This is a genomic window from Kibdelosporangium philippinense, assembly GCF_021390435.2.
Classification (GTDB): Bacteria; Actinomycetota; Actinomycetes; order Mycobacteriales; family Pseudonocardiaceae; genus Kibdelosporangium; species Kibdelosporangium philippinense.
In genome coordinates this window covers 2570842-2595288 of sequence record NZ_JAJVCN010000001.1, presented here as the reverse complement: position 1 = coordinate 2595288, position 24447 = coordinate 2570842, and the positions used below count along the sequence as shown (strand labels likewise).

The window sequence follows — 24447 nt, the reverse complement described above, 5'->3', positions numbered from 1 at the left end:
CCACTCACGACCTACCTGTGGCCAAACTTAGCGCGATCTTCGGACACAGCGACACTGCTTTCCTTGCGTGCTTGCGCAATTCCTTCGGGACGGGCCCGTCGGCCAGGATCGGGTAGCCCCACTCGTCCAACCCGATCAACTCGGGCACGAGCTCAGCGCACACGCCGTGCCCGTCGCACGCGATCATGTCGACCTTGAGGCGCTCAGTCACAGCCACCCCTCACTTTCGTCCGGTAGTTCCGGTAACGGCAGGACGCGCGGCCCGCCCTGGCACAACTGCCCGGACAGATGCCTGCGAATGTCCAGCGCGAAGGTCTTCATGGCCGAATCGATGAACTTCACGACACCGTCAGGATGCGCGCAGGCGCCGCGGCCATCGATCACGCCAAGCCGAAACCTCAGGCGTTCATAGGCCTTACGTGATCCGTCGCGGGCGATCATCGCGAAATCCTCGGCGATCGCGGGTAATCCCCGGAAGCACGGGCCGCACTGTTTGGCGGTCTGCTCGGACATCCACGTGGCCACACGGACCGTCTCGAACAGCCCACAAGTCCTGGCTGGCAAGGCCACCACGATCCCCGCGCCGAGCGATGCGTTGAGCGGCTCAAGCCCTTCCGGCGTGAACGGGCGATGCAACTGTGTCGGCGGGATCCAGGCGCCGCCGTAACCGCCGAGCAGCAAGGCGGAGATCGGCTCACGAACCCCATTGGCTACGCGCAGGATCGTTTCTCCCGTGACACCAAGGGGAAGCTCGTACACTCCAGGCGACCGGACCGCACCGCTCACAGTGAACAACGCCGTCCCTGGCGCTTCGCCCGTTCCGGCCTGCCGGAACCAGTTCGGGCCATAGCGTGCGATGAGCGCGATATGTGCAAAGGTTTCCACATTGGACACGAGCGTTGGGCGACCGTGCACACCGGACACTCGTGCGGAGTCTGCCTTTGGCTTCGCCTCTCCCCCACCGACAAAGCTCGCCAGCGCGGTCGATTCGCTGGAGACGTACCAGTTCGGCGGTTCGCTGACGTCGATCTCGACCTTGCCCCAGCCGGCCGCGGCACGGTCGGCGATAACACTCATCATGTGACTGGCGAGGCCTGTTCCACGATGGACCGCCACCGTGATCCGGTCAGCGCCCAACGCGAGCGCGGCAAGTTCGGCGCCATCGAGGACGAGGTGCGGGGCAAGCCTCAGCAGCAGTTTGTCTTTGCCTGCAGCCGGTTCGCTCTCCATCCCGTTGACCACGACGTACGGGTTGTCCCGGCCAGCAACCGAAGCTATCTTGCGTCCACTGGGGAACCAACCACCGCCGCGGCCGCGTAAGCCCGACGCCGTGATCATGTCGATGAGTTGTGGGACAACGCTTGTCGGCAACGGGCCGACAGCCTTTGTGTGCTCGGTGATGGATCGAGCCTGCTTGGACAGCAGGCGTGGACGGCCGTCGTAACGCTGGGCCGGTGCACTCACAGGGATCGCCTCCGCAGCGAGACCACCCGCAGGCTCCCGCAGCCGAGGACCACGGCCACGCTGGCGCCGATCGTGATCAGCGACCAGAGCTGGTCCGTGCCGATTCCGATCGTGTGGATAACGGCAACCGGCCAGCTGACATAGGCCGCCCAGTGGATCAATCGCCATGCCCGGTAGGGCATCCGGGCCCGCAGTACGCCGGTAAGCACCAGAACGATGATCAGGTCAAGGGCGATCGCGCCAAGCCCAAGGTACAACGGGTTATAGGTGCCAACGAACGGGACGAACACTTCGAGGATCCCGATCGAGACATAGGTGTCCAGCACGATTGAGACGACATGGATCGCAAGGAAGATCAGCGAGGCCATGGAGATGTTGCGGTGCAACGACTCCGTCACAAACCTCGGCCACCTCCGCCCACTGACCCGGCCTGCGGTGAGCAAACCGAGCGAGAACGCCACCGTGAACAGAACCAGCGAGACCAGGCCACTTCCCCGGGCCAGGTACCAGTACGTGCTTTCGCCAAGAAACGTCATCACTCCTCCTCAGGCCATTCGGCCACAGTGGTAACGGCACCACCCGTTGCCACAAGGCGCGCGGGGAGTCTGCGCGCGGCAAGCCAGTTCGGTGCACGGTCGCCGAGCACGAGCGCGGCGGTCGAAGCTGTGTTCGCGGCGACGCATGTCATCGCGGAAACTGTTGCGTAACGCCAAATCCTTGAAGCCGGAAGCCCAGTCATCGGGTTGAGAATGTGGTGCAGGTGCGCGTCACCGCGTTGCCAGGTACGGACGGTCACGCTGGACGTCGCAAGGCCGCCGGAGTCGATGGCGACGATCTGTCCACCTTCGTCGCTGGTGTGATCGGCGGTTACCCTTACGCTCCAGCCGTCTTCCGGCGCCGGACCCGCGACCGCGATGTCGCCGCCAAGGTTGACCAGCACACCCGCGCCGGTTTCGCCCGCGATCCGGCTCGCGGCAACGTCAGCGGCCCAGGCCTTCGCGGTGGCCCCGAGGTCCACTTTGATTCCTTTGGGGACGGTGACGCTGTTGCCGGAGACTCGGATGTCCCGCCAGGCTTGCTTCGGTGGCGCGTCGATGTCAATGGGTTCTGGCGCTCGGCGCGGCACTTCGGCGAAGGTCCGGTCGTATCCCAGGGTGACCATGTAGGAGCCGAGCGCCGGGTCCACCAGGCCATCGGTGTCGGCGGCCGCGCGTAAGGCCACTTCGACCGCTTTGGCCAGCAGTGGGTGGGTGGCCGTGCCCGTGCGGTTCAGGAGGGTTAGCGCGGAGTCGTCCCGGAACCTGCTGCAGGCCAGGTCGAGTTCGTGGATGAACCAGCGGAGGATGGTCTCGGCGACCGGCAGCGTCTCCGGGTCGGTAACGAGGACATGGGCAGTGGTGCCAATGGCCTCGAACTTGACGCCTGCGATGGATCTGGTGCCTGTAATCAAGGTGCACCCGCCGAGGTCTTTGGAGCCCCAATGGCCCTGCGACGCATTTGGCTGCCGGTCCTCACGATCCACCTGATGAAGTCGCTGGTGGCTTCGTGGTCGGCTTGGGTTTCGGCGCCGGTGCGGGCTTCTGCGTCGTGGGCTTCACGGCGGTCGGCTTCTGCGTCGTCGGCGTTCCGTAGCCCTCATCCTGCTGCTGCGTTGGCGGGACCTGGGCTTGGGGTACCTGGTCCTGTGGCAACGGCTGCTCTTCGGCGGCTTCTTCCACCGCCTGTGCCGCGGCCTCTGCCGCCTCCTGCGCTTTCACCTGCTCGGAGATCCGGAACCCGAGTCCCACGGTCCCTGCGAGCCCGAGCGCTACGACGCCCGCGGTGATCATGGTGACCCGGCTGACCGCCGCGTCCCGAGCGGCTGGGTTCAGTCGCTGCGCCATCCTGCTCCGCCTCCCCGGGCTGTCCCGTCCTTCACAGCTCATACGTAGCCCGGGTGAGCGAGGTTCAACTCTTCTTCACGAGCGGTCCCGTCGCATAGAACGTCTTGCAAATCGCCTGGTCGAAGTCGGTGGTCACCTCAAGAACCGACTTCCCGTCCGTCGACGGCAGCAGGCCGGGGCTGAAGTTCCGGCAGCCTTCGTTGTCGACTCCGGCGACGTGGATCGGCGCTGCCATCTCGTACCACGGGCCGTCGCCGAGATTGTCGTTCGCCAGGATTGTGCCGCCGTTGCCCTCGGCGATCTTGCCTCCGTTGTGCACGAGCATCTCGGTGATCAGCAGGATCGTGCCGTTCGGGCCAGGGCCGGGGCTCCACGCGGGCACTGGGGTGTGCCGTCCTTGTTTACCGTCCGCCGTTTTCACCAGCGTGCCGAGGGCGCGGGGGTCTCCGTAGTCCCAGCCGTCCGCCGACTTGCGGAAGTAGGCGCTGCACAGGTGGACCTTGTCGTTGTTGCAGACCTCGTAGGTCATGAAGTAGCCGCCGCCTGGCAGCTTGATCGAATTGATCATGCCTGGACGCACGTTCCACGCGTCGCTGACCACGGTCTCCTTGTAGTCCGTCCACTGCAGACCGTCGACCGTCCTGACCTGGACAAGCTTCTGGTCGTGCTTCGCCTTGTCGGTCTCGTCGGAGTAGAAGGCGACGAGGCTGCCGTCGGCAGCGACGGAAAGGCTTGGCTCCCAAGCATTGTGCTCATTGGACGCGACCGCGATGTCGGACATGAACTTCCAGGTGTTGCCGCGGTCCGTGCTGGCCCACATCCGTTGCCTGGTTTTCTTGGTTGCCAATGGCGCCGTGTAGCCGGTGGTGTTCGCCCACAACACTGTGCCTTTGGGCATGGCGCCGACCGGCGCTGGCAACTCGAACAATGTCGAGCAGCAAATCCCGGCGCCGTCGACAGACGCTGGGTCACGAATGGTGGCGATCTGCCGGAAGGTTTTGCCGTCGTTCTCGCTCGCCATGATGACGCCCATCCCCTGTGAGCCGTCATTCGTGGTGATGCTGGCGAGAATTCGGCCATTGTCCAACCGGATCACGCGCGGATAGTGACTGCCGCCGTCGTACAAGACCTGTCTTTGCGGTGCGGCGGCGACCGGAAGTGCTGTCAGGAGCATCGCGATCAGGGCAACCAGCACACTCCGCACAGCATTCCTCCGATTACTCAAGGTAACGACGGAATACTAGCTTGCACTTCTCCACTCCGCATCCAATGCTGACTCACTATGCGCACGAACGGGTTATTCGTCGAGGTCGCGTGCGATGAGTCGGGCTCGGAAGGCAGCAATCTCATTGACGCGATAACCGACGTGTTCGCGCACGCCAGCGTGCTGCTGCCGATGTCGTCGGCGCAGGAGTGCATTCTGCGGTTACGGGAACGAATACGCTCGCCCGCGCTTGAGTACAAAGCAAACCATCTGCTCCGCGAAAAACACCGCGCGGTCCTGCTCTGGTTGCTCAGTGCGGACGGCCCGATCCTCGGCCACGCCGCCGTCCACCTCACGGAGAAAGCTTTCTTCCTCGCGCACAAGGTCGTCGAACTGCTTGAGCCGACCAAGAACGCGGATACGATCTATCACTCGGGCCACGCGGCGCTGTCCGCGTACAACGATGCTCTGCGGGCCGAACACCGCGAGCACCTGGACTTGCACGTCCCCGCGATCGTGCGCGCGGTCGACCTGTGGGGCGCGGACAAACCCGTCGCAATCGTGCACGACAGGCAGAATTTGCTGACCCCAGACCGGATCGCGCTGATCAAACTGACCCTCGGCGATCGGCTCGCTGACATGACGTTCGTCGATTCCCGCGACGACGCGCGCGTGCAAATCGCCGATTTCCTCGCGGGCGTGGCGCGCCGCATCGCGTCCGACGTCCTCAATGGGCGCGGCGACGCCGAGCTCGTGGACGCTCTGCGGCCATACGTGGATCCGTTGTCGATCTGGCGGAACCCGCTATGACGCCGCGGGCAGCATGGTCCGGATCTCCTCAGTCAGCTCGTCCGCGCCGCACCACTTCCGTGCCTCGTTCTCCAAGGGGCGCAAGCGATCCCGCAGTCGTGACGACTTGACCGTACGACCGTGCACGAGCGCGTCACGGCCGATGTCCACCGCCACGTCGACGTCCTGCAGCAGCAGCCGGTTGACCGCCAACGAGATCAGGCAGAACGCGCGACTGCGGGCCATCCCATCGCCGTATGAGCCGATCGCCGTCTCCAACTCCGGCACCGCGCGCTTCGCGTGCCGGGAGTCCACGAACCGGGCGAGATCGGTGTGGACGGAGCCGCTCATCGCCGACAGCTCGGTCTCCGTGAAGAACGCCGCCCAACTGGGGACCTCGGCGCGATCCGCCGCCTCGAACTCGTTGCGCATCGTCGCCAGCGCCGCGATCGCCTCCTCTGCCCGGCCGAGTTTGGCGTACGCCCACGCTTGGTTGGCCGACAAGATCGCCGCGGCCAGCGGGCTGTTGGCCGCGTGCGCCTCGATCCGGCCGCGCTCGAACTCCGCCAGCGCCTGCCCGGCCGAGTTGTAGTGCAGGTGGACGCGGCCCCTGCGGTAACGGATGTTGGCAGCCATGGCCCGGTTGCCCGCGCGCGTTGCCAAGTCCAACGCGACGCCGAAGTGGTGCAGCGCCTCGGTGATCGACCCGTTGTCGAACAGCGTCCATCCAGCCAGGTTGTGCATGTCCGCCACCGCCGCGTCGACTCTGCGCGTCAACCGAACGGGTACTGTTGCCGCGAGCAACGCCTGCGCCATCGGCAGGCGCGTGAGTACCGCACGGTGGCAGCTGCCACCGCCGTACTGGTAGTCCAGCGCCCGGAGATCCCGGACTGTCCGTTCAACGCTCTCGACGTCCGCGATCCCGATTCGCGCAGGTGCACCCGTTGGACGGCGTCGATACATGGCACCTCCTGAGGGTTGGTCCCCATATCGAGTTGCCACTGTGCGGCGAACGTAAACGAACGGCAATCTCCCGGAAAGGTCCATGTTGGACGGTTAACCGGTACAGGCAGACACGCATCTGGCCCTATCGCTAGCATTCCGACAGGACTACCGTGGACCCCGGTCAATTCTGGGGCCATTCCAGTGGCCATTTCCGGGAGGCTCGATGACAGCTACTTCGGCGGCGACGCCCGCGGTAGCCGTACCGGCGCAGCAATCGTCCGCACGGCACCGCCCCCGTGTCACGATCGGCACAGACGGCTCGACTTGGGGTGATGCCGCGCTGGAGTGGGCGCTGCGGCACGCCTGGCTTGTCAACGCCGGACTCAAGGTCTATTCGGCGAAAACCAGCGATGACCATGCAATCGCCCGTAGGCTCGATGTATACCGATGGCTACACGCGTCGGTGACCACCTCAGACGAAACCCCCGAACACACCCTGCTGACCGCGAGCGCGGACACAGATCTTCTGGTGCTCGGCCATCACGGGCATGGTCACCACAATCTGGGCATCGGCCATCTCGTCCTCCCTGTGGTGAGCCGAAGCCAGTGCGACACAGTCGTCGTACGCGGAGAGCCACGAGCCGTCCGCGCCGAACACGGATGGGTGACAGCGGCGATCGGTGGCCAACACGATGAGGCAATAATCCGTCGCGCGACGGAGATAGCGACCCGCTACCGCGACGGCTTGCGAATCGTGCACGCCTGGCCGCTGCCCGGCCCGCGGGCAGTGGAGGCAGGCAAGCCGAACGAGGTTCTCGACCGAGCTCGGCGGTTGGTCGCGAAGCTCGCCCCGACGTTGACCCCGAGTCTGCATCTCGTGCGGAGCAGGCCGCATGAGGCTGTCGAGACTTGCACGCGAAGCGATCTGCTGGTTGTCGGCCCCGGGAGCCAGCCCGGCCGGTTGTCCCCGATCACCCGGACGGCGCTGCACCTTTCGCCGTGTCCGGTGCTGGTTGTCCGGCCCTGAGTTCATCAGTTTCCTGGTGTGATCCGTGGCGGCCTTCGGGCCGCCACTCCTATGTGGACGGTCCGCCCGTTCTGGAGAAGTGATAACCGCGGTCCTGTCGGAATGCTAGCGATAGGACCAGATGCGTGGACGTGATCGTCAATGGCGCGAGAAGATTTCGCTCGCGCCGGAAGACCGGTGCGCCGAAAACCGTCCCATGTGAATCGCACTGACCTTTTTCTGAACTCCTCAACCGACTCTCTTTGTGAGCCGCTTCGATGCCGCATGCCCTCGTTCAGGATGCTCAGCCGCGCGACTGGTGCGTTCGCGAGTCCAGAAAGATTATGCACCGACTTAAACAGATCGGCTCGACCAACGGGACCGTCATCTTCGGTGCCGGTTTCGGCCCGTCAGGAATACCGCATATCGGCACGTTATGCGAGGTCATCCGTACCTCCTTCGTATGCCGGGCGTTCGAGGAGCTCACCGGTCGACCGACGAGGCTGGTTGTCGTCGCCGACGACATGGATGCCATGCGAGCAATTCCAGGCGGATTTCCCGAAACAGATATGCTGGCGGCCCATCTCGGCATTCCGTTATTCCGCGTGCCGGACCCGTTTGGCCGGGCGGCGAGCCTGTCCGACGGGATGATCGACCGCCTGCGAAACGCGCTCGACGCGATGGATGTCGAATACGAGCTGGTGCGCAGTTCGGCCGCCTACCTCGCGGGTGAGTACGACCGCACCATTCGCGAGTTCCTTGCTGACCTGCCTGGGCTCAACGAGTTGATCGGACGTTCGGTCAGTCCGGTCCGCCGCGCCTCCTACAGCGTGTTCATGCCGATCTCGGCGAACACCGGACAGGTGCTCGAGCACACCCGTGTGCTCGACGTCGATCCGGCGGCGGGCACGATCACCTATGAGATCCCCGAAGACGTCGTGATCCAGCGCCCCGGTATGGAGTACGGGGCGGAGCCACACGAGGTGTACCCGCACGATCCGATCGGCGAGCCGATCACGGTGTCCGCGCTTGGCGGCGCGTGCAAACTGCAGTGGAAGGCGGACTGGTCGCTTCGGCTGCTGAGCCGGGACACCGCCTACGAGATGCACGGCGAGGACCTGACCGGCTCCGCCAACGTCGTCCGCTCGGTCTTCCACCGGCTGGACCGCGTACCCCCGGTGCTGTTCAGTTACGGCCTGTTCGTCGACGAACGCGGCCGCAAGATCTCCAAGTCGATCGGCAACGGCTTTTCCCTGGCGGACGTGCGCAGGCTGCTCACCCCGGAAAGCTTGCGGCTGCTGCTCTACCGGCAACCGCACCGCCTCCGCCGATTCGGCCCAGCCATGACGCCGGCCATCAACGACGCCGTGCACCACGAAACTCGCCGGGCCGCCGACCCGCACCGCGGCGGGGGCGCCCGGCTGCGACTGCGCCGAGTCAACGCACCCACACAGGTGACCGGGCCGCGATTCGGCACCCTCGCGCGCATCCTGGACGCCTGCGCCCCCGTTGACGCAGCCGATGCGTCGACGTTCGTGCGCCGATACTTCCACGACGTCGATCCGGTGCTGGTGGCGAAAGTGTGGGCTTTCCACGAGACTCGCCGGGCGCGGGCGCGGACGTGTGAGCCAGGAGATTCCGCCCTGCTGTATCGGCTCGCCGACGCGCTGGACGCCGAACCCAGCGATCCTGCCAAGGCGTTGGCCACGGTCCTCGACGGCGTGCCCGACCACCGTGCCGCGTATCGGAAGTTCTACCTTGCCCTGCTCGGCCGTCCGCACGGTCCACGCCTGGTGACCTGGCTACGGATCACCGGCGCCAGGCGCGCGGCAGGTCTGCTCAGGGCAACCCTGCCTGCCATCGCAATTGCCGCCTCAGTCGAAAGTGGACATTCGTGACCAAGAGTTTGGCCCCCATCGATTTCGCCGAAGTGCGGCAGCGCGCGCAGGCGTTCGCCGACACCTTAGCCGAGAACCATGGCCTGATCGTCAAAAGCTTGTCGGAGTACCAGTGCGCGAACGTGGCGCTCGACGAGATCGAGCGATCCGTCGAACTGCTCACCAACCTGCACCTGAACCAGGAGTACTTCCAGGCCAAAGTGCACGGAGTGACCACGTTCCTCCCGCTCAACCAACCGTTGTACGCCTCAGTGTGCTTCGGCGTCGTACCATCCCTGATGGCCGAGGACACCGCGATGCGCCCACCGACCGTGATGCACCCGCATTACCGTAAGCTGGCGGAGATTCTGGACCTGCCGAGCTTCTTCCCCAACCTGACGGTGTCCTATCAGGACAAGGAAGAGTACCTGGTCGCGCGAGCGCGCCGTACCGACGCCGTGGTGTTCACCGGCACCCCGGAGAACGCGGTGAAAGTACGACGGGCGTTTCTGAAGAAGACGTTGTTCATCCTCAACGGCGCTGGCCACAACCCATTGGTAGTCACGGAGAATGCCGACCTGGACCGAGCAGTGGACAGCGCCTTGCGGGTCGTGCTGTACAACCAAGGCCAGGACTGCGCCGCGCCGAACGCGATCCTGGTGCACCGCAGCAGGATCGACGTCTTCCGCGCAGCACTGATCCGCGCGCTGGACGAGCTAGCGCCGCGCGTCGGACCGTACTCAGACCCAGCGAACATCGTCGGTCCGAACAGCGACCCCGACCACGCCGCCAAGATCGCCCGCGTGTTCCGTGACGAGCGCGAGCACTTCGTCTATGGCGGCGAAACCAATCCGGTGACCGGCATGATCCATCCAACGGTATTCGAGCGTGACCTCACCAAGGGCGGCAACTACGAGGAGTTCTTCGCCCCAGTGTTCTACATACAGCCCTACGAGTCCGACGACGCGCTCAAGGACTACTTCACCGACGAACGCTACCGCCAGAACGCCATGTACATCTCACTATTCGGCGACAGCCCATACATCAAGTCCTTAGTAGACACACCACTGCACGAACCAGATTCCGTGCTCCGCGACACCGACCTACACCTCACGGAGAAGGGCTACCTACCGTACGGCGGCCAAGGCCCCGCCGCGTCCTGCCTGTACACGAACGGCGAGCGCGTGCTCGGGGCAACCCTGCCGCAACGCGACATCCACCGGCACCTGGTCGCACCCCACCTTGAGGGCGCATGCTAGGTCGACGCTGGGAGCCCATCGCCGCGATCAGCACGGTCGTGGTGGGCCTCGTCACCGGCCTCACCATCCCACTAGTGTCACTACGACTCAGCGCAACCGGTGCGTCAACCGCGCTGATCAGCGTGGCCGCCTCCATGCCCGCACTCGGCATCCTCATCGCAGCACTGTGCACGGGCTGGCTCGCCGCCCGCTGGCCCGTGAAAACGCTGCTGCTGATTGGCGTCGCCGGGTCAGCAGCGAGCATCGGTCTGCTCACGGTGACGGACTGGATGCCAGTGTGGCTGGCGCTGCGCTTCACCGTTGGTGTGGCGTCCGGTCTACTGCTCGCTCTCGGTGAGACGTGGATCAGCGCGGTGTCCTCAGATGCGACCCGTGGCCGGTGGATCGCTCTGTACACCGCGGTCTTCACGCTCTGCCAGGTCTCGGGACCGGGCCTGCTGGCCGCACTCGGCTCGGCCGGGCCGCAGTCGCTGCTGGTGGTCGTGCTGGTCCACCTGCCCGGCGCGGCACTGCTGGCGCTGTCGCGCTGCGAGGTCGACGCCAACCCGGAAACGAAGTCGTTCGGACTACTCGGCTTCGCCCGCTCGGCGCCGGTGATCGTGCTGGCCGTGCTGATGTTCTCCTTTCTCGACGCCGTCGTGCTCGCCCTGCTCCCGCTGTACGGCATGGCGAACGGTCACCGGGAGACGGTCGCGGTCCTGATGGTGGCCGCGGTGTTCACCGGGGACGCAGTACTACAGATACCACTGGGCTGGTGGGCCGACCGCACCGACCGCGCACGGCTGCACATGGCATGCGGCGTCCTCGTCCTGGTCCTCGCGCTCGCCATGCCATCACTGATAGGCGATTCCACGCTGGTGTGGCCCGCACTGGTGTTGCTTGGCGGCGCAGCCGGAGGCGTGTACACGCTCGGTCTCGTCCGGATCGGCGACCATTTCCGAGGCGCCGACCTCATCACCGCGAACGCCGGAGCCACGACCCTGTGGGGCGTAGGCAGTCTGGTCGGCCCGCCGCTGACGGGCGCGGCGATCCACTGGCTCTCCCCCGACGGGATCATGCTCGCCCTCGCCGGAATGGCCGCGATGTTCCTGCTGTCCGCTCGGTTGCCGATCCGCCCCGGTCTGGGCGCCATGCAGGTGCGCCCTCGGTGACCAGGGTGATGAAGGAGGCGAGCGTGGTCACGACAGTTTCCCGTTCAGAGGTGGACTCCGCCGGAGACCTCGATGCGCTGGCCGGTCACCCATCGGTTGCTGTCGTCGAGCAGTGCCGCGATCGCGCCGCTGATGTCGTCCGGCTCGGCGAAGCGGCCCATGGCTGTCACCGACACCACGGCTTCCTGGACTTGTGGGTTGTCACGCAGCAAGCCGCCACTGAAGTCGGTGGCCACTGCGCCAGGAGCAATGGTGTTGACGCGAATGCCGCGTGGACCGAGCTCCTGTGCGAGGTAAGCGGGTCAGGACCTCGACCGCGCCTTTCACGGCCGAGTAGACGACCCGCTGCGGAACGTAGAAACGGGTCATTCCGCTGGAAATGTTGATGATGGCGCCGTTGTCGGCCATCAGCGGCACGAGTTTCTGCGTCAGGAAGAACACTCCTTTGAACGCCACGTCGACCAGGAAGTCGAAGTCTTTCTCGGTCGCGTCGGCGAACGAGCCTGGCCGTTGCGTGCCCGCGTTGTTGATCAGGAAGTCGAAGGTGTCGCGTCCCCAGGTCGAGCGCAGGGTGTCGGCCAAAACGATCGCGAATTCATCGAAGGCGCCGCCCATGTCGAGCGGGAGGGCTGCGGCCGTACACCCGAGCGAGGTGATCGAAGCGACGACCTCGTCGGCCTCCGAAGCGTGTGTTCGATAGGTGACGATCACGTCGAAGCCCCTGCGGGCGACTTCCAAAGCCGTTGCCCGGCCGATACCGCGGTTGCCGCCGGTGATCAGCGCGATCTTGGGAGAAGTAGTCACGGCGGAAATCGTCAATGCCGTCCACGATCGGGACAATCAGCCAGCTTGTCCAGGGACAAGCTGTCCGTGGATCACTCGCGGGCGGCGGCGTAGCGTTTCCGGCATGGATCGGGACGGTCTTGCGGACTTTCTCCGGCGACGCCGTGAGGCGCTGAAGCCGGTGAATTTCGGGTTCGCCGCGTCCGCGCGCCGACGCACCGAAGGCCTGCGGCGCGACGAGGTCGCTGGGCTCGCGCATATCTCGACTGACTTTTACACACGGCTGGAACAACGCCGAGGGTCGCGTCCCTCCGAGACTACGGTCGCGGCCTTGGGGCTGGCGTTGCGGCTGACCGAGGACGAACTCGATCACCTGTACCGGCTGGCCGGTCACCAGCCGCCGCCGCGCGCTGCCCACGGCGACCATGCGGACCCCTCCTTGCTACGCGTGCTCGAGCGTCTGGACACGCCCGCCCAGATCGTCAGCGACCTCGGGGTCACGCTCAAGCAGAATCCACTCGCCGAAGAGCTGCTCGGCGTCCAAACCGGACACACCGGCCTGCGGCGCAGCCAGATCTACCGCTGGTTCACCGACCCCGAAGAACGACACCGCTTCCCCGCAGATGACCACGAAACGCACTCCCGCAGCTATACCGCGCACCTGCGGGCCGCCTACAGCCGCGATGAAAGCAGCCCGAAGCCAGCCGAGCTCGTCGCCGAACTCCAACGCCGCAGCCCCGAGTTCACGAGGCTGTGGCAGGAGCACGAGGTCGCCGTCCGCACCGACATCAGGAAACGCATCCTGCATCCGGTCGTCGGCCTGATCACCTTGGACTGTCAGATCCTCATATCGCCGAGCCACAGGCAGAACCTGGTCATCTTCACCACGACTCCGGGCAGAAAGGACGCCGAGTTACTGACGTTCCTGTCCATCGTCAAGCGCACTACCGAACCCCAGCCGGGCGAAACTGGATACTGATCCGAGGTCCGACGGCGCGGTTCGTCTTCGGTACGGCGTGCTCCCACGTTCGTTGGCAGGAACCGCCCATCACGAGTAAGTCGCCGTGGCCAACCGAGAACTTCACGGCCTCGCCACCACCCCGCGGCCGCAGCCACAGCCCACGCGCATCACCGACCGACAAGATCGCGACCATCGTGTCTTCGGTCGCGCCCCTGCCAATGCGGTCGCCATGCCACGCGACGCTGTCCCGGCCGTCGCGGTAGTAACAGAGGCCCGCAGTCCGGAATGGCTCACGCAACTCAGGTAAGTAATGCGCGGTCAGGGCAGATCGGGCTTCGTCCAGAACCGGATGGGGTAAGGAGTCTCGTTCGGCGTAGAAGCACAACAACCGTGGCACAGCGACGACGCGGTCATACATCTGGCGGCGCTCGGCATACCAAGGGACGTCCGCGGCCAGCAGGGTGAACAGGTCCTCCGCTCCAGTCAGCCAGCCGGGCAGGACATCGACCCACGCGCCATCGGTCAGCGTCGTACGCCGGACCGCATCCAGCGGACGCAGGCCCACCGCGCCCGCTGTGTCGAAGAGTGATCCCTGCACGCCCTCAACACTACACCCATTTCGAACACTCGTTCGAGCGAAGTGGCGGGGAGGTGGGGAGCAGGAGGGCTGGCGCGTGTCCAGGGTCCCGCAGGCCGTGTCCACCGTTCCAGCAGGGTGTGTCCACCGTTCCTTGCGACCGTGTCCACCGTTCCTGAAGGGGGTGTTGACCTTTCCGGCATGCCTTGTTGACCGTTGCTTGCCGGTGTTTTGGCCGTTGCTTGCGGTCGGGTCTTTTTCCAGCCGTGTTTCTTTGCGCTTGCGGGGCTCTTGTCTCGGGGGCGTCTTTCATTTCACCGCCCTGGCGCGTGTCCACCATTCCTTCATGGTGAGTCAAACTGCTCGACTCGCTACCAGCACTGCTGTTCGCCGTCGCGCGCCGCTCGCGCGTTCAACTCACCACAAGGAATGGTGGACACGCGGGTGTGCTACCTGCCGGAGTGGTTCTATTAATGCTGACATGCTGTGGTCTCGGTGGCCGAGGTCCACTGCGCGTTGTACTACTGCGTGCATTCCGTGCTGCCAGGATGGGTCTAGGCCGGATTCCTTGGCAATGGCCAATTCTTGGGGGATTCCTGCTTCGAACAAGGCTATTGTGGATGTTGGGTTGGTGCAGTCGCCTGCGTCGATCTCTGCCGCCAGTCTGGGTAGTTGGGCGGCGATCATTGCTAGCCAGTTCTGGGTGAAGCGGACCATGGTTTCCGCGGGCAGATCGCGGGCGGTGATCATCGCGGCGCCGTGGAGGAAGCCGAGCAAGGTGGGCAAGAGTGTTCCGCCGACCGCTTGTTCGTACAACGCCGCGAGATCTGGGGCTGAGCCTAGTACGACAGCAGCACAGTGTGATCTTGGTGTGGGGTCGTGATCATGGGTGCGGCCACCGCGTGATCAACTTCGAGGTGTGATTGGACTCGAGGAAGACGCGGTGGCCGCGTCAGAGACTGTAGTAGACGAGGGTTTCGCCCGCTGGCGGGCCGGGTTTGATGACATGTTCGCGCTGGTAGCTGGCCGGTTCGCGCAGGCCGATTCGCGTGCCCGTGCTCAGAAGTACCTACTCGGGCTGCTGTCTGGTGTGGAGCGCAAGAACTCCTGGTCGTTGGCGGAGCTCGCCGGGGACAGCAGCCCGGACGGCATGCAGCGCCTGCTGAACTTCTACCGCTGGGACGCCGAGGCGGTGCGCGACGATGTGCGTGGCTACGTGCTGGCGCATCTGGATGACCCGAGTGGGGTGTTCGTCGGCGACGAGACCGGATTCATCAAGAAGGGCACCAAATCCGCGGGTGTGCAACGCCAGTACACCGGCACCTCGGGCAAGATCGACAACTGTCAGGTCGGCGTGTTTCTGACCTATGTCTCCCGGCATGGCCGGGCGTTGATCGACCGGGAGCTCTACCTGCCGCAGAAGTCCTGGTGTGCCGACCGGGATCGCTGTCGCGAGGCCGGGATCGGCGACGAGGTCGAGTTCGCGACCAAACCCGAGCTGGCCCGCCGGATGCTCGCCCGGCTGCTGGAGGCCGGGGTCACGGTGGGCTGGTTCACCGCGGACGAGCTCTACGGCGACAACCCGGCCCTGCGCGACTGGCTGGCCGAGCAGGCGGTGAACTACGTGCTGGCGGTGTCCTGCGATTACCAGGTGACCACGCCGACCGGGCCGGCGCGCGCGGACGTGCTGGCCGGCCGGGCACCGGCGCGGGGCTGGCAGCGGCTCTCGGCCGGGCGGGGCAGCAAGGGCCACCGCTTGTATGACTGGCTGCTGATCGATCCCGGTCCCGGCGAGCGGCATCAGCTGCTGGTGCGTCGCTCGATCAGCGATCCGACCGATCTGGCCTACTACGTCTGCCACACCGCCGGTCCGGTGCCACTCGCGGAACTGGTGCGCGTGGCCGGATCCCGTTGGGCGGTGGAGGAAACGTTCCAGTTCGCCAAGAACGAGACCGGGCTGGACCATTATCAAGTCCGCAAGTACATCGCGTGGTACCGGCACATCACCCTGGCCATGCTCGCCGCGGCGTTCCTGGCCGTGACCGCCCACGCTGAACGCATCCGCACCCCACCACCGCCCCATCCGGCGCCGGAAAAGGGGGCGCCAGAACCGATCCTGATCGGCTGATCCCGTTATCCTGCAACGAAATCCGACGACTCTGGGCCACCCTCACCCGTCCAGTACATCCCCGAGCACACATCCAGCACTGGTCTACCTGGCGCCGACGCCACCAAACCCGCGCCCGTCACAGCCACTACCAGCGACAACACCGCAAATATCAACAAGCATAACACTGTGCTGCTGTCGTACTAGATAGACCGTGTCGCCGCCGAGAACTCGCAATACCGGGAGATATTGGTCGAAGATCTCTCGTGGACCGCTGTAGTACAACAATGTTTCTGGGGCGCCGACGGCAGATGGGACATTTTTCACGGCTCCGTCAAGGAACAAGGCTCCACGCTCTTTCGCCCAGGCGGCCATTTCGCGGGCTCCGGCTGGGTCAATGCCACTGACTTAAGAGAGTCCTCGCACTTCAGAGGTGGCCTGCAGGCGTCGGCGCGAGGTTGATCTTTAGAGGTGCGAAACGCGAGTGGCCCGGCCCGCAAGCAAGGCGTACCCGCGCCACCGATGGACGAGACTGTCCACAGTGGCCCTCATTCAGGCCCGCCATGGTCCGTGAGGGGAACTTGTGGTGCGTTGGATGCCGCGAAGGTGGCCTTCACGGCACCAGCCGGGGTAACAGGAGTAACGCGCGGGGTAAGTGAGACTAATGTGACGATCAATCGTCCATTATGGACATCAATGCCACCGTCAATCGACCCTGCGCCGCTTGTCACCAGCCAGAATGCTTAAGTCAGTGGCATTGCCCGGCTGGGTCTCCTGTGTTCAAGGTGATCAGTGTGCGACCGGACAGGTCAGCTGGTGCCAGCGCGGACATGGTTGCTTCGTACGTGGTCAGACAGGCGATCACGAGCTGGCTTGCTGAAACGGCTTCGGAAACGGACGCGACTTGATATACAGCTTTGCCCGCGGTGCGATTCCATGCCGTTGTCGGGTGGCCTGCTTCGCGGAACGCTTCGGCCAATGCCTTGCCCATCAAGCCAAGGCCGATAACAGTGACTGGCTCCATGCGTCGATCTTCACCGCTTTACAGACATTCCATCAAGTACCTACAATTTTGCCGGGTACTGACATTTTTGTAAGGGGGTCCGGGTGCTCAAACGGCGCACGTACACGTGCGGGCTGGACGCGGCGCTCGATGTGATGGGCGGCAAGTGGAAGGCGCTGATCCTCTGGGAGCTGACCGATGGGCCACAACGGTTCGGCCAGCTGCGCCGCCAGGTCGACGACATGTCCGAACGCGTGCTCATCCTGCAGTTGCGTGAACTCGAGGCGTGCGGGCTGGTCCATCGCGAGCTGTACCACCAGGTTCCGCCCAGGGTCGAGTACTCGCTGACCGATTTGGGCCAGTCGCTGATCAAGGCGATGATCCCGCTCGGCGAGTGGGGCGAGCAGAACATGGCCACGATCGAGTCGCTGGGTCGGGGCGACTAGTGCGGTTCGGCATCCTGGGGGCCGTCGAAGCCTTTACAGCACAAGGAGAATCCCTCCCGGTCGGCGGGCCGAGGCAGCGGGCGCTGCTCGCATTGCTCCTGCTTGACGCTGGGCGCGTGGTGACGGTCGAGCGTTTGCTTGGCGGACTGTACGGCGACGAACCGCCAAGCGGGGCGACGAGCGCGTTGCAGTCGCAGGTTTCCAGATTGAGGCGCAGCTTTCCCATCGAATTCCATCCTGGCGGGTACCGGATCGCGGTCGACCCGCAATACGTTGACGTGCACCAATTCGAGCGCCTGGCCAAAGAAGGCGCGGCCACCAAAGACCCCGCGACGCTAAGGGAAGCGCTGAACCTGTGGCGCGGGCCCGTGACCGCGAACGAAGCGGCGGCCGCACGGCTGGAAGAGCTCAAGCTGGCCACGACTGAAGACCTCTTCGACGCCCAGCTGAAACTCGGCGAGCACAATGCGGTAATCCCCGAAATCAGAGCCGTTATCGAGCGAAACCCGTTGCGGGAACGCCTGCGTGGCCAGTTGATGCTCGCGTTGCACGCCGCAGGGCGTCAGGCCGAAGCGCTCACCGAATTCGAGAACACGCGCCGCACGCTCGCCGAAGAACTGGGTGCCGACCCGTCCGCCGAATTGTCCGCGATCCATTTGGCAGTGCTGAAAGGCGAACACCGGCCGAGCGCGAACGTGCCCGCGCAGTTGACCAGTTTCGTCGGCCGGACAACCGAACTGAGCCGGATCGCTGGTCTGCTCAGCGCCGCCAGGCTGGTCACCATCACCGGACCGGGTGGCGCGGGCAAGACCCGGCTGGCCATCGAAATCGCGGCACAGCAAACCAGAGAGACGTGTTTCGTCGACCTCACAACGCACGGAACCGATATCCCGCAAGCCATCCTGGCGGCCACGGGCGTGCGGGACGCAGGATTGTTCACGTCCTCCGGCCAGGATCCGGTCAACCGGGTCATTGCCGCGTTCGAAAACCGGCACATCCTGCTGATCATGGACAACTGCGAGCACGTGATCGCCGATGCTGCCACGATCACCCACCGGTTGCTCAACGCGTGCCCAGACCTCAGAATCCTGGCCACAAGCCGGGAAGCGCTCGGCATCACGGGCGAGCACCTGTGCCCACTGCCGACCTTGCCCGCGAACGTTGCGATGAGGTTGTTCGCCGATCGGGCCGCGGCCGTCTCCCCCGACTTCCGGATCACTGAAGAGAACGCCGAAACCGTCGAGCAGATCTGCACTTCGCTTGATGGGATGCCGCTGGCGATCGAACTGGCCGCGGCGAGGCTCCGTGCGATGGCGCTCGACGACATCGCGGACCGTTTGAACGACCGATTCTCCTTGCTGTCCCGGGGAGATCGCACCGCGGCGCCCCGGCACCGCACCCTCAGAGCCGCGGTCGAGTGGAGCTGGGATCTGCTTGAACCAAACGAGCAATTGCTTGCGACACGGTTGACGGTGTTCACGGGCGGCGCGACGTTGTCGGCCGCCGAGCAGGTCTGCCAGGTGCCTGAGACCGCGGAACTGTTGGCGGGCTTGGTGGACAAGTCGTTGGTGGAGAACGCAGGCGGCCGCTACCGGATGCTGGAAACCATCCGTGCGTTCTGTGCCGAACACCGCACAGATTCACGGGACGCCTTGCACGCCAAGTACTTCTACGACCTGGCGGAGACCGCGAACACGCATCTGCGCCGTGCCGAGCAGCTCGAATGGCTGAACCGGCTGGACGCGGACAACGGAAACCTCCAAGCAGCGCTGCGATGGGCGGTCGCCAACGACACAACGTTGGCGTTGCGCATGTTCGGCGCGTTCTCGCTGTACTGGTATCTGCGGGGTCTACGTAGTCAAGCCGCGCCGTTGGCGATGGAACTGCTCGGCCGGATCGGCACGCACCCGCCGGAAGAGCTGGATGAGGAGTACGTGGCGTGCGTGCTGCAGGCCGCGTGGGGACAGCTTGGCGCGCCCGAATGGCAGGACCACCTCAAACACGCCGAAGAATTCATGACCACACCGCGTGGACCGCTCAGGCGTCCACACAGCGCGTTCCTGTGGGCCACCGCGACCGGGCCGCCCAAAGGTGAACCGGTTCGCCCGTTGCTCGACCAGGATCTCTGGGCGGAGTCCTTTGCCGCGCTCGGTGCCGCTTTGCTGCACATCTTCGACGGTGAAATCAGTGCGGGCGAAGGGAAACTGCATCGCGCGCTCGCCGGTTTCCGTGAGCTTGGCGACCGGTTCGGTATCGTGCTCGCGCTGGACGCGATCGCGAACATCGCAGGCGGCCGAGGTGATCGGCAAGGGTTCGTCGATGCCGTCACCGAGGCCATGGAGGTCGTCAGTCAGCTTGGCTCGATCGATGACATGACGTCGCTGCTATGCCGTCGCGCGGAGAATCTGGCCCGGCATGGTGAGCTCGATGACGCCCGTGCCGATTTCGAGCAGGCGTTGACGCTGGCCCGCCGCAATGGCACGCCCGACCACCTGGCCTGGGCTTATTCCGGGCTTGGCGAGATCGCCCGGTTCCAGGGTGATCTTGCCGAGGCTCGCAGGCTGCAGGAACTCGCCTTGACCAAGTGCTCGGCCGGGCCGTTCGGCATCCGGGAGTATCGGGCACGCGCGTTGATCGCATTGGCCCGGCTGGACGAACTCAATGGCGACTTCGCGGCTGCCCGGTCCCGTTACGACGAGGCTATCTCGGCCGCCATGGCCAACCGTGCGCTGCCGTTCGTGGCCTTGGCGGCGGCTGGGCTCGCGGGTTTGGCTGTGCGCTCAGGCGACGGCTGGCTGGCCGCGTTGCTGCTCGGGGCAGGGACCGCGATCCAGGGGATGCCGTTGGCCGGTGATCCGGAGATCGCCCGAGTCGCTGCCGAGGCCAAGGCGTTGACCAGCGGGGATGAGTTCGCTGAGGCCTTCGCGCGGGGTGCGGGCATGGCGCAGGAGGAGGCGCTCACGTTGGTCGGTGCGCGGCGGTCAGCGCTTGGTGCGTGACCGGTAAGCGGGCTGCGTCAGTGTCATGGCCGGGAGGAACAAGCCATGACAAATGTGCTCAGGAGGCCTTGGGTCGTACCCCTCGGCTTCGTCGCCATCGCTTTCATCGCGTTCTCGCTGCCGCCGTATTTGACCGGGGACCGCGCGCAAGCCCGCGTCCAGCAACCGGAGTTCAGCTGGCATTACCCGTTGCTGGTGATGCACGTGATCTTCGCGTCGATCGCGATGCTGACGTGCGTGCTGCAGGTGTGGCCGTGGTTTCGGGCACGCTACCCGCACGTCCACCGGCTCGCCGGGCGGATCTACGTTTTCGGCGGCGTGCTGCCCGCCGGGGTGAGCGCGTTCGCGATCGCCGCGATCACACCCTTCGGCCCGGCCGCGTTCGCCAGCAGCATGATTATGGCGCCACTGTGGCTGATCTTCACGTACAACGGCTATCGGGCGGCGCGTCGGCGGCTGTTCGTCGATCACCGGAAGTGGATGATCCGGAGCTTCGCGCTGACCATGTCGATCATCACCAATCGGATCTGGGGCGTTGTGTTCACGATCTGGTTGTTGCCACAGCTGGAGACCACGTTCCACGGTGACGACGAGCTGATGACGTATTCGATCGCGGGCTCGACGACATGGCTCGGCTGGGTGATTCCATTGTTGATCGCCGAATGGTGGCTACAGCGGGACGAAGTGGCAAAGCGAAAGGCCAGGAAGAGAACCCCGGTTGCCGCTCAAGCCGACTGACTCACCAGTTGCGCGCGCAATACCTTCACCACGTCCGGATGGCCGAGCGGCAACGGCGGGTCGCGCCGGTCCCGATCGCCCTCGAAACTGTGGGCGATCACCCGGACCTGCACGCCATGTTCAGCCAACGCGTCGACATGCTCGGCCTCCCGGCGCAGCCACAGCTCATCGGCAACTTTCGCCGTCGCCGGATCCACCGGTGTCTCGCCTGCCGCCGGGTCAACCAGCAGCACCGACCGGATCACCTCGTGATGCCTGTCACCAAGCGCCATCGCCGCCGCGGCCGCTGGCCCCGATGCGACGATGTCCACGAGGCCTTGCACGTCTTGCATGTATTCCGCCAGTTGCCACGCTGAGTCATCGGCGGGCAGGCGGCACCAGACCACCGTCCACCTGTTGGCGAGTTCACGCCAGGTGGCAGGCAACTCGCCGTGACTGGCGGCGCCGGACGGGTCGAGCACAAGCACCGTCGACCCCGGACTCGATGGGCCTTGGCGGACAATCGTCTCCGACACGGCATACTCCCTTCCTCCACCCGATTACCCAGGTTGAAGGGTCCCGACACGCGGTATACATGTGCGGTGACCACCAACGAAGTTCCCGAGGCCAAGCGGGTGGACGAGGCGACCGACGCGTTGGAGGACCTTGAGCTGCTCTGGACCGCCCTCGCGGCCGAGGAGCCGCTCCACGCGGCGCTTCAGCGGCTGGTGGACGCCGCGTTGAAGGTGGTCAGTGGCGCGGATGCGGTGAGCGTGACTGTCCACTCCGGACTCAAGCCGGAAACCGCCGCGACCTCACACGACTGGGCGGTCATAGTGGACGAGAACCAGTACGCGGCCGGTGATGGCCCTTGTCTCGAGGCGGCGAGGATCCGGGAGCCGGTACTGATCGCTGGCGAGGAGGCGTTCTCCCGTTGGCCGCAGTTCGCCGCGGATGCCGCGCGGTTTGGTGTGCGGGCTTATCTCTCCACGCCGCTTGCCCTCGCGGGCCCGGACACCGAGCTCATCGGCGCGTTGAATGTCTATGGCTTCGCCGAGGATTCCTTCGACCGCTTGGACGAGGCACTACTCAAGCTCGTCACCAACACCGCCGCGGCCACCATCAGCAACGCGAGCCGGTACGTCAAGATGCGTAACCTGGCCGAGAACATGCGTGCGGCGATGGCCTCGCGTGCCGAGATCGAACAGGCCAAGGGCGTGCTGATGGCGGTGCACGGGATCACCGCCGACGAGGCTTTCGACCGTCTGGTCAGCCAATCTCAGCACACCAACACGAAACTCGTCATGGTGGCAAGGGAACTGCTGGCCTCACTCCGAAGATGACTTGCCGTTCACCCGTTCCCGCCACGGAATGATGAGCCACAGCGTGCTGAACCCGATCGCGGTCAGCACGCCGACAACCACCGCACCCCAGCCGCCTAGCACGACTTCCCCAATCAGCAGAACGGTTCCGGTGACGGCGACGGCGAGACAAATCAGTCCGGCGACGGCAAGTTTGTTGGCAACGTTGATGATTCGCTCACGATTGCCAGTCCGGAACAACACTCTGTGCCATGACGCCGGCGCGGTCAGCAGAGCGGTTGCCGCCGTAGCGAACAGCACGGTGACGAAATGCGTTGTCCGGACGTAGTCGTCGGCTTCCGCGTACCGCTCGGTGAAGGCGATGGACAGCAGGAAGCCGAAGAGAATCTGCACCCCCGCCTGCGCCACCCGGAGCTCTTGCAGCAGCTCCGCCAGATTCCTGGCTAATCTTTCCTGGTCTGATTCCTCGGCCTCGCTCACCCGATAGGTGTACCCTGTCTCCAGCCGGGGTAATCCCCCTTCACCTGGGCAAACGCGGGCCAGCGGACGTATGGTTACCCGCCGCCGCCCAGTTGTAACCACTTTTCTCGTCAGGTTGTGCCGCGCTCGCGAGCTCCCATATGGTTGACGCATCGCCACGGTTGAACACACAGCCGCGCTGACGTGTTGCACAACCGGAAGGAACCCCGTGAGCATTCAGAACCCACTCTCGGGCGGTGGAACAACTCAACCGAGTAAGTTGCTCACCGTCGACGTACAGCCGCACCCACGCGGCGTCCCCTTGATGCGAGTGCTCGGCGATGTCGACCTGGCAACGGCTCCGGTGTTTCAGAAAGCAGTTCAGGAACAAGTAGCTCAGCGCAACAAGTTCGTTGTGGACCTCGACGGCGTCGACTTCCTTTCCTCCGCTGGCTTGGCTGTCCTTGTCGACCTGCGCCAGCAGATGGAAGACCAGAAGCTGAAGTGGGCGGTCGTTGCCGCACGGCAGACCGTCACCCGCCCGCTTGAGATCACCGGCCTGTTGACGCTCTTGCCGATCTTCGGCACCGTGCCTGCGGCGCTGGACGCCGTCACCAACTAATCTGGCCGGACTGAGGCAAGGTCGCCAAGCCAACGCGGCCTTGCCACGTCGTGCTCGTCGCACCACTCGATCATCCCGATCGTCCACAGCAGAACGTGCACGATCACCTCCATGGTCACCTTGAATTCAGCGTCCCGCAACGCGAGGTCCACTTGGAACAGTGCGTCCTCCGAGCGTTCGTTCAGCTGCGCGAGCAACGCGCGCACCGCTGCCCTGATCGGCGGGCTGGTCCGGTCGATGTCCAGCTGCCTGTTGTCGTCTCCAGTCAGCTCAAGTCCGTACGTGCGCTCACCGGGAGCCTCGACCGGGCCCGCCGCGGTGAGCATCATCTGGGACAACGCCACGATCAGCTCGCAGGCGACCAAATGTGACTCCCGGCCGCCATTCGCCCGGTCAGCGGTCAGTCTTGCCATCTCCAGCACGATGCCCTCGTCGTCACCGCCACGCATCGCGCCGATCAAGTGCCTGGCCAGCAGACGCGGATTGCGCTCGCTCATCGGTCCCCTCCGTCAGGTCATTGCCACGGCAGGCTGTCGCGTGATCTCAGCCCACACCGTGGTCACGAAATCGGCCACGGCGGCGGGTTGTGGAATCACCTCACTACCCAGCCGGGCAACGACATCCAGGTCGCAGCCGATATCCGGTTCGGTGGCGATCGACCAGCCGGTGCGCGCGTCCCAGAGCAGTGCGACATCCCGGCCCGCCAGCCGCCAGTCGAGAGCGACATAAGCCCATGCCGGCACTTCCGCGCCCCAGCAGCAGGATTCCAGTCCGACGCCGAGCTGCGCCGTCACCGCCGCGAGATAGTCCTTGAGGTCATCGATCACAGTCCAAGGATGGACGGATGAACCGTCCGTCAAACCTCGTCCCACG

Annotated in this window: 27 protein-coding genes and 1 pseudogene; 12 read left to right on the top strand and 16 right to left on the bottom strand. The window is 65.0% G+C overall.

Annotation, left to right across the window (positions count from 1 at the left end; all coding sequences use genetic code 11):
• Positions 1-4: 4 nt before the first annotated feature.
• The 6 genes from LWC34_RS11935 to LWC34_RS11910 form a co-directional block, all read right to left on the bottom strand.
• Positions 5-211: a ferredoxin gene (locus LWC34_RS11935; protein WP_233725116.1), complete on the bottom strand. Its 207-nt coding sequence runs from the start codon at positions 209-211 to the stop codon at positions 5-7.
• Positions 208-1464, bottom strand: a complete 1257-nt coding sequence (locus tag LWC34_RS11930; protein ID WP_233725115.1) for an NADH-ubiquinone oxidoreductase-F iron-sulfur binding region domain-containing protein — start codon at positions 1462-1464, stop codon at positions 208-210. The genes LWC34_RS11935 and LWC34_RS11930 overlap by 4 nt, the downstream gene beginning before the upstream one ends.
• Positions 1461-2000, bottom strand: a complete 540-nt coding sequence (locus LWC34_RS11925; protein WP_233725114.1) for a ferric reductase-like transmembrane domain-containing protein — start codon at positions 1998-2000, stop codon at positions 1461-1463. The genes LWC34_RS11930 and LWC34_RS11925 overlap by 4 nt, the downstream gene beginning before the upstream one ends.
• Positions 2000-2914, bottom strand: a complete 915-nt coding sequence (locus LWC34_RS11920; protein WP_233725113.1) for an FAD:protein FMN transferase — start codon at positions 2912-2914, stop codon at positions 2000-2002. Before LWC34_RS11920 ends, LWC34_RS11925 begins: the two co-directional genes overlap by 1 nt.
• A 61-nt stretch (positions 2915-2975) precedes the next feature.
• Complete coding sequence (locus LWC34_RS11915; RefSeq protein WP_233725112.1) at positions 2976-3347, bottom strand: hypothetical protein; 372 nt, start codon at positions 3345-3347, stop codon at positions 2976-2978.
• A 64-nt stretch (positions 3348-3411) separates the two neighbouring features.
• Positions 3412-4551, bottom strand: coding sequence for a sialidase family protein (locus LWC34_RS11910; protein WP_233725111.1), 1140 nt, complete (start codon positions 4549-4551; stop codon positions 3412-3414).
• A gap of 78 nt (positions 4552-4629) precedes the next feature.
• On the opposite strand from LWC34_RS11910, the gene LWC34_RS11905 reads away from it, so the two are divergent.
• Positions 4630-5361, top strand: a complete 732-nt coding sequence (locus tag LWC34_RS11905; RefSeq protein ID WP_233725110.1) for a DUF3800 domain-containing protein — start codon at positions 4630-4632, stop codon at positions 5359-5361.
• Here the strand turns inward: LWC34_RS11905 and LWC34_RS11900 are convergent.
• Positions 5356-6303 carry a tetratricopeptide repeat protein gene (locus LWC34_RS11900; protein WP_233725109.1) on the bottom strand — a complete coding sequence of 316 codons (948 nt, stop codon included), beginning with the start codon at positions 6301-6303 and terminating at the stop codon, positions 5356-5358. The two genes, LWC34_RS11905 and LWC34_RS11900, sit on opposite strands and share 6 nt — an antisense overlap.
• A gap of 205 nt (positions 6304-6508) precedes the next feature.
• Here LWC34_RS11900 and LWC34_RS11895 point away from each other — a divergent pair, with 205 nt between their 5' ends.
• The 4 genes from LWC34_RS11895 to LWC34_RS11880 all read left to right on the top strand — a co-directional run bounded on the left by LWC34_RS11895 (position 6509) and on the right by LWC34_RS11880 (position 11578).
• Positions 6509-7312, top strand: coding sequence for a universal stress protein (locus LWC34_RS11895; protein ID WP_233725108.1), 804 nt, complete (start codon positions 6509-6511; stop codon positions 7310-7312).
• Between the two features lie 257 nt (positions 7313-7569).
• Positions 7570-9189: a hypothetical protein gene (locus LWC34_RS11890; RefSeq protein WP_284051434.1), complete on the top strand. Its 1620-nt coding sequence runs from the start codon at positions 7570-7572 to the stop codon at positions 9187-9189.
• Entirely contained in the window at positions 9186-10427 is a 1242-nt protein-coding gene (locus tag LWC34_RS11885) for an aldehyde dehydrogenase family protein (RefSeq protein WP_233725106.1), read from the top strand. The genes LWC34_RS11890 and LWC34_RS11885 overlap by 4 nt, the downstream gene beginning before the upstream one ends.
• Positions 10421-11578: an MFS transporter gene (locus LWC34_RS11880; protein WP_233725105.1), complete on the top strand. Its 1158-nt coding sequence runs from the start codon at positions 10421-10423 to the stop codon at positions 11576-11578. Before LWC34_RS11885 ends, LWC34_RS11880 begins: the two co-directional genes overlap by 7 nt.
• A gap of 44 nt (positions 11579-11622) precedes the next feature.
• Here the strand turns inward: LWC34_RS11880 and LWC34_RS56800 are convergent, their stop codons facing one another.
• Both LWC34_RS56800 and LWC34_RS11875 read right to left on the bottom strand, forming a co-directional pair.
• Entirely contained in the window at positions 11623-11814 is a 192-nt protein-coding gene (locus LWC34_RS56800) for an SDR family oxidoreductase (RefSeq protein WP_308200018.1), read from the bottom strand.
• Positions 11780-12382 carry an SDR family NAD(P)-dependent oxidoreductase gene (locus tag LWC34_RS11875; protein ID WP_308200017.1) on the bottom strand — a complete coding sequence of 201 codons (603 nt, stop codon included), beginning with the start codon at positions 12380-12382 and terminating at the stop codon, positions 11780-11782. The genes LWC34_RS56800 and LWC34_RS11875 overlap by 35 nt, the downstream gene beginning before the upstream one ends.
• Before the next feature lie 103 nt (positions 12383-12485).
• On the opposite strand from LWC34_RS11875, the gene LWC34_RS11870 reads away from it, so the two are divergent.
• Positions 12486-13340 carry a helix-turn-helix transcriptional regulator gene (locus LWC34_RS11870; RefSeq protein WP_233725104.1) on the top strand — a complete coding sequence of 285 codons (855 nt, stop codon included), beginning with the start codon at positions 12486-12488 and terminating at the stop codon, positions 13338-13340.
• Here the strand turns inward: LWC34_RS11870 and LWC34_RS11865 are convergent.
• Complete coding sequence (locus tag LWC34_RS11865) at positions 13306-13920, bottom strand: alpha-ketoglutarate-dependent dioxygenase AlkB (protein WP_233725103.1); 615 nt, start codon at positions 13918-13920, stop codon at positions 13306-13308. The two genes, LWC34_RS11870 and LWC34_RS11865, sit on opposite strands and share 35 nt — an antisense overlap.
• Before the next feature lie 396 nt (positions 13921-14316).
• A pseudogene (locus LWC34_RS11860) lies at positions 14317-14718 on the bottom strand (imine reductase family protein); the annotation flags it as partial.
• 187 nt (positions 14719-14905) lie between these two features.
• Here LWC34_RS11860 and LWC34_RS11855 point away from each other — a divergent pair.
• Positions 14906-16027 carry an IS701 family transposase gene (locus tag LWC34_RS11855; RefSeq protein WP_233726418.1) on the top strand — a complete coding sequence of 374 codons (1122 nt, stop codon included), beginning with the start codon at positions 14906-14908 and terminating at the stop codon, positions 16025-16027.
• 727 nt (positions 16028-16754) lie between these two features.
• On the opposite strand, the gene LWC34_RS11845 is transcribed toward LWC34_RS11855, so the two are convergent.
• A complete protein-coding gene (locus tag LWC34_RS11845; RefSeq protein ID WP_233725101.1) occupies positions 16755-17030 on the bottom strand; it encodes an NAD(P)-binding domain-containing protein in 276 nt (91 codons plus the stop codon).
• Between the two features lie 83 nt (positions 17031-17113).
• Between LWC34_RS11845 and LWC34_RS11840 the strand changes: the two genes are divergently transcribed.
• From LWC34_RS11840 to LWC34_RS11830, 3 genes are read left to right on the top strand one after another with little or no spacing between them, the layout of a single operon-like run.
• The gene (locus LWC34_RS11840) at positions 17114-17455 is read left to right on the top strand and encodes a winged helix-turn-helix transcriptional regulator (RefSeq protein WP_308200016.1); all 342 of its coding nucleotides are present in this window, start codon (positions 17114-17116) and stop codon (positions 17453-17455) included.
• Complete coding sequence (locus LWC34_RS11835) at positions 17455-20454, top strand: AfsR/SARP family transcriptional regulator (protein ID WP_233725100.1); 3000 nt, start codon at positions 17455-17457, stop codon at positions 20452-20454. Before LWC34_RS11840 ends, LWC34_RS11835 begins: the two co-directional genes overlap by 1 nt.
• Before the next feature lie 45 nt (positions 20455-20499).
• A complete protein-coding gene (locus LWC34_RS11830; protein WP_233725099.1) occupies positions 20500-21192 on the top strand; it encodes a DUF2306 domain-containing protein in 693 nt (230 codons plus the stop codon).
• On the opposite strand, the gene LWC34_RS11825 is transcribed toward LWC34_RS11830, so the two are convergent.
• A complete protein-coding gene (locus LWC34_RS11825; RefSeq protein WP_233725098.1) occupies positions 21180-21707 on the bottom strand; it encodes a hypothetical protein in 528 nt (175 codons plus the stop codon). The two genes, LWC34_RS11830 and LWC34_RS11825, sit on opposite strands and share 13 nt — an antisense overlap.
• 66 nt (positions 21708-21773) lie before the next feature.
• Here LWC34_RS11825 and LWC34_RS11820 point away from each other — a divergent pair, with 66 nt between their 5' ends.
• Positions 21774-22514, top strand: a complete 741-nt coding sequence (locus tag LWC34_RS11820) for a GAF and ANTAR domain-containing protein (RefSeq protein WP_233725097.1) — start codon at positions 21774-21776, stop codon at positions 22512-22514.
• On the opposite strand, the gene LWC34_RS11815 is transcribed toward LWC34_RS11820, so the two are convergent.
• Positions 22500-22973: a DUF6328 family protein gene (locus LWC34_RS11815; RefSeq protein WP_233725096.1), complete on the bottom strand. Its 474-nt coding sequence runs from the start codon at positions 22971-22973 to the stop codon at positions 22500-22502. The genes LWC34_RS11820 and LWC34_RS11815 overlap by 15 nt on opposite strands.
• A gap of 208 nt (positions 22974-23181) precedes the next feature.
• Between LWC34_RS11815 and LWC34_RS11810 the strand changes: the two genes are divergently transcribed.
• A complete protein-coding gene (locus LWC34_RS11810; RefSeq protein ID WP_233725095.1) occupies positions 23182-23574 on the top strand; it encodes an STAS domain-containing protein in 393 nt (130 codons plus the stop codon).
• Here LWC34_RS11810 and LWC34_RS11805 read toward each other — a convergent pair.
• Both LWC34_RS11805 and LWC34_RS11800 read right to left on the bottom strand, forming a co-directional pair.
• A complete protein-coding gene (locus LWC34_RS11805) occupies positions 23571-24071 on the bottom strand; it encodes a hypothetical protein (protein ID WP_233725094.1) in 501 nt (166 codons plus the stop codon). The two genes, LWC34_RS11810 and LWC34_RS11805, sit on opposite strands and share 4 nt — an antisense overlap.
• A gap of 12 nt (positions 24072-24083) precedes the next feature.
• On the bottom strand, positions 24084-24401 hold the full coding sequence (locus tag LWC34_RS11800) for a DUF6292 family protein (protein ID WP_233725093.1): 318 nt from the start codon (positions 24399-24401) through the stop codon (positions 24084-24086).
• Positions 24402-24447: the final 46 nt, after the last annotated feature.

Excerpts from the sequence above, each read along its gene's own strand:
- LWC34_RS11925 (WP_233725114.1), bottom strand. The coding sequence starts at position 2,000 with ATGACGTTTCTTGGCGAAAGCACGTACTGGTACCTGGCCCGGGGAAGT.
- LWC34_RS11915 (WP_233725112.1), bottom strand. The coding sequence starts at position 3,347 with ATGGCGCAGCGACTGAACCCAGCCGCTCGGGACGCGGCGGTCAGCCGG.
- LWC34_RS11905 (WP_233725110.1), top strand. The coding sequence starts at position 4,630 with ATGCGCACGAACGGGTTATTCGTCGAGGTCGCGTGCGATGAGTCGGGC.
- LWC34_RS11900 (WP_233725109.1), bottom strand. The coding sequence starts at position 6,303 with ATGTATCGACGCCGTCCAACGGGTGCACCTGCGCGAATCGGGATCGCG.
- LWC34_RS11895 (WP_233725108.1), top strand. The coding sequence starts at position 6,509 with ATGACAGCTACTTCGGCGGCGACGCCCGCGGTAGCCGTACCGGCGCAG.
- LWC34_RS11890 (WP_284051434.1), top strand. The coding sequence starts at position 7,570 with ATGCCGCATGCCCTCGTTCAGGATGCTCAGCCGCGCGACTGGTGCGTT.
- LWC34_RS11880 (WP_233725105.1), top strand. The coding sequence starts at position 10,421 with ATGCTAGGTCGACGCTGGGAGCCCATCGCCGCGATCAGCACGGTCGTG.
- LWC34_RS11870 (WP_233725104.1), top strand. The coding sequence starts at position 12,486 with ATGGATCGGGACGGTCTTGCGGACTTTCTCCGGCGACGCCGTGAGGCG.
- LWC34_RS11855 (WP_233726418.1), top strand. The coding sequence starts at position 14,906 with ATGTTCGCGCTGGTAGCTGGCCGGTTCGCGCAGGCCGATTCGCGTGCC.
- LWC34_RS11845 (WP_233725101.1), bottom strand. The coding sequence starts at position 17,030 with ATGGAGCCAGTCACTGTTATCGGCCTTGGCTTGATGGGCAAGGCATTG.
- LWC34_RS11830 (WP_233725099.1), top strand. The coding sequence starts at position 20,500 with ATGACAAATGTGCTCAGGAGGCCTTGGGTCGTACCCCTCGGCTTCGTC.
- LWC34_RS11805 (WP_233725094.1), bottom strand. The coding sequence starts at position 24,071 with ATGAGCGAGCGCAATCCGCGTCTGCTGGCCAGGCACTTGATCGGCGCG.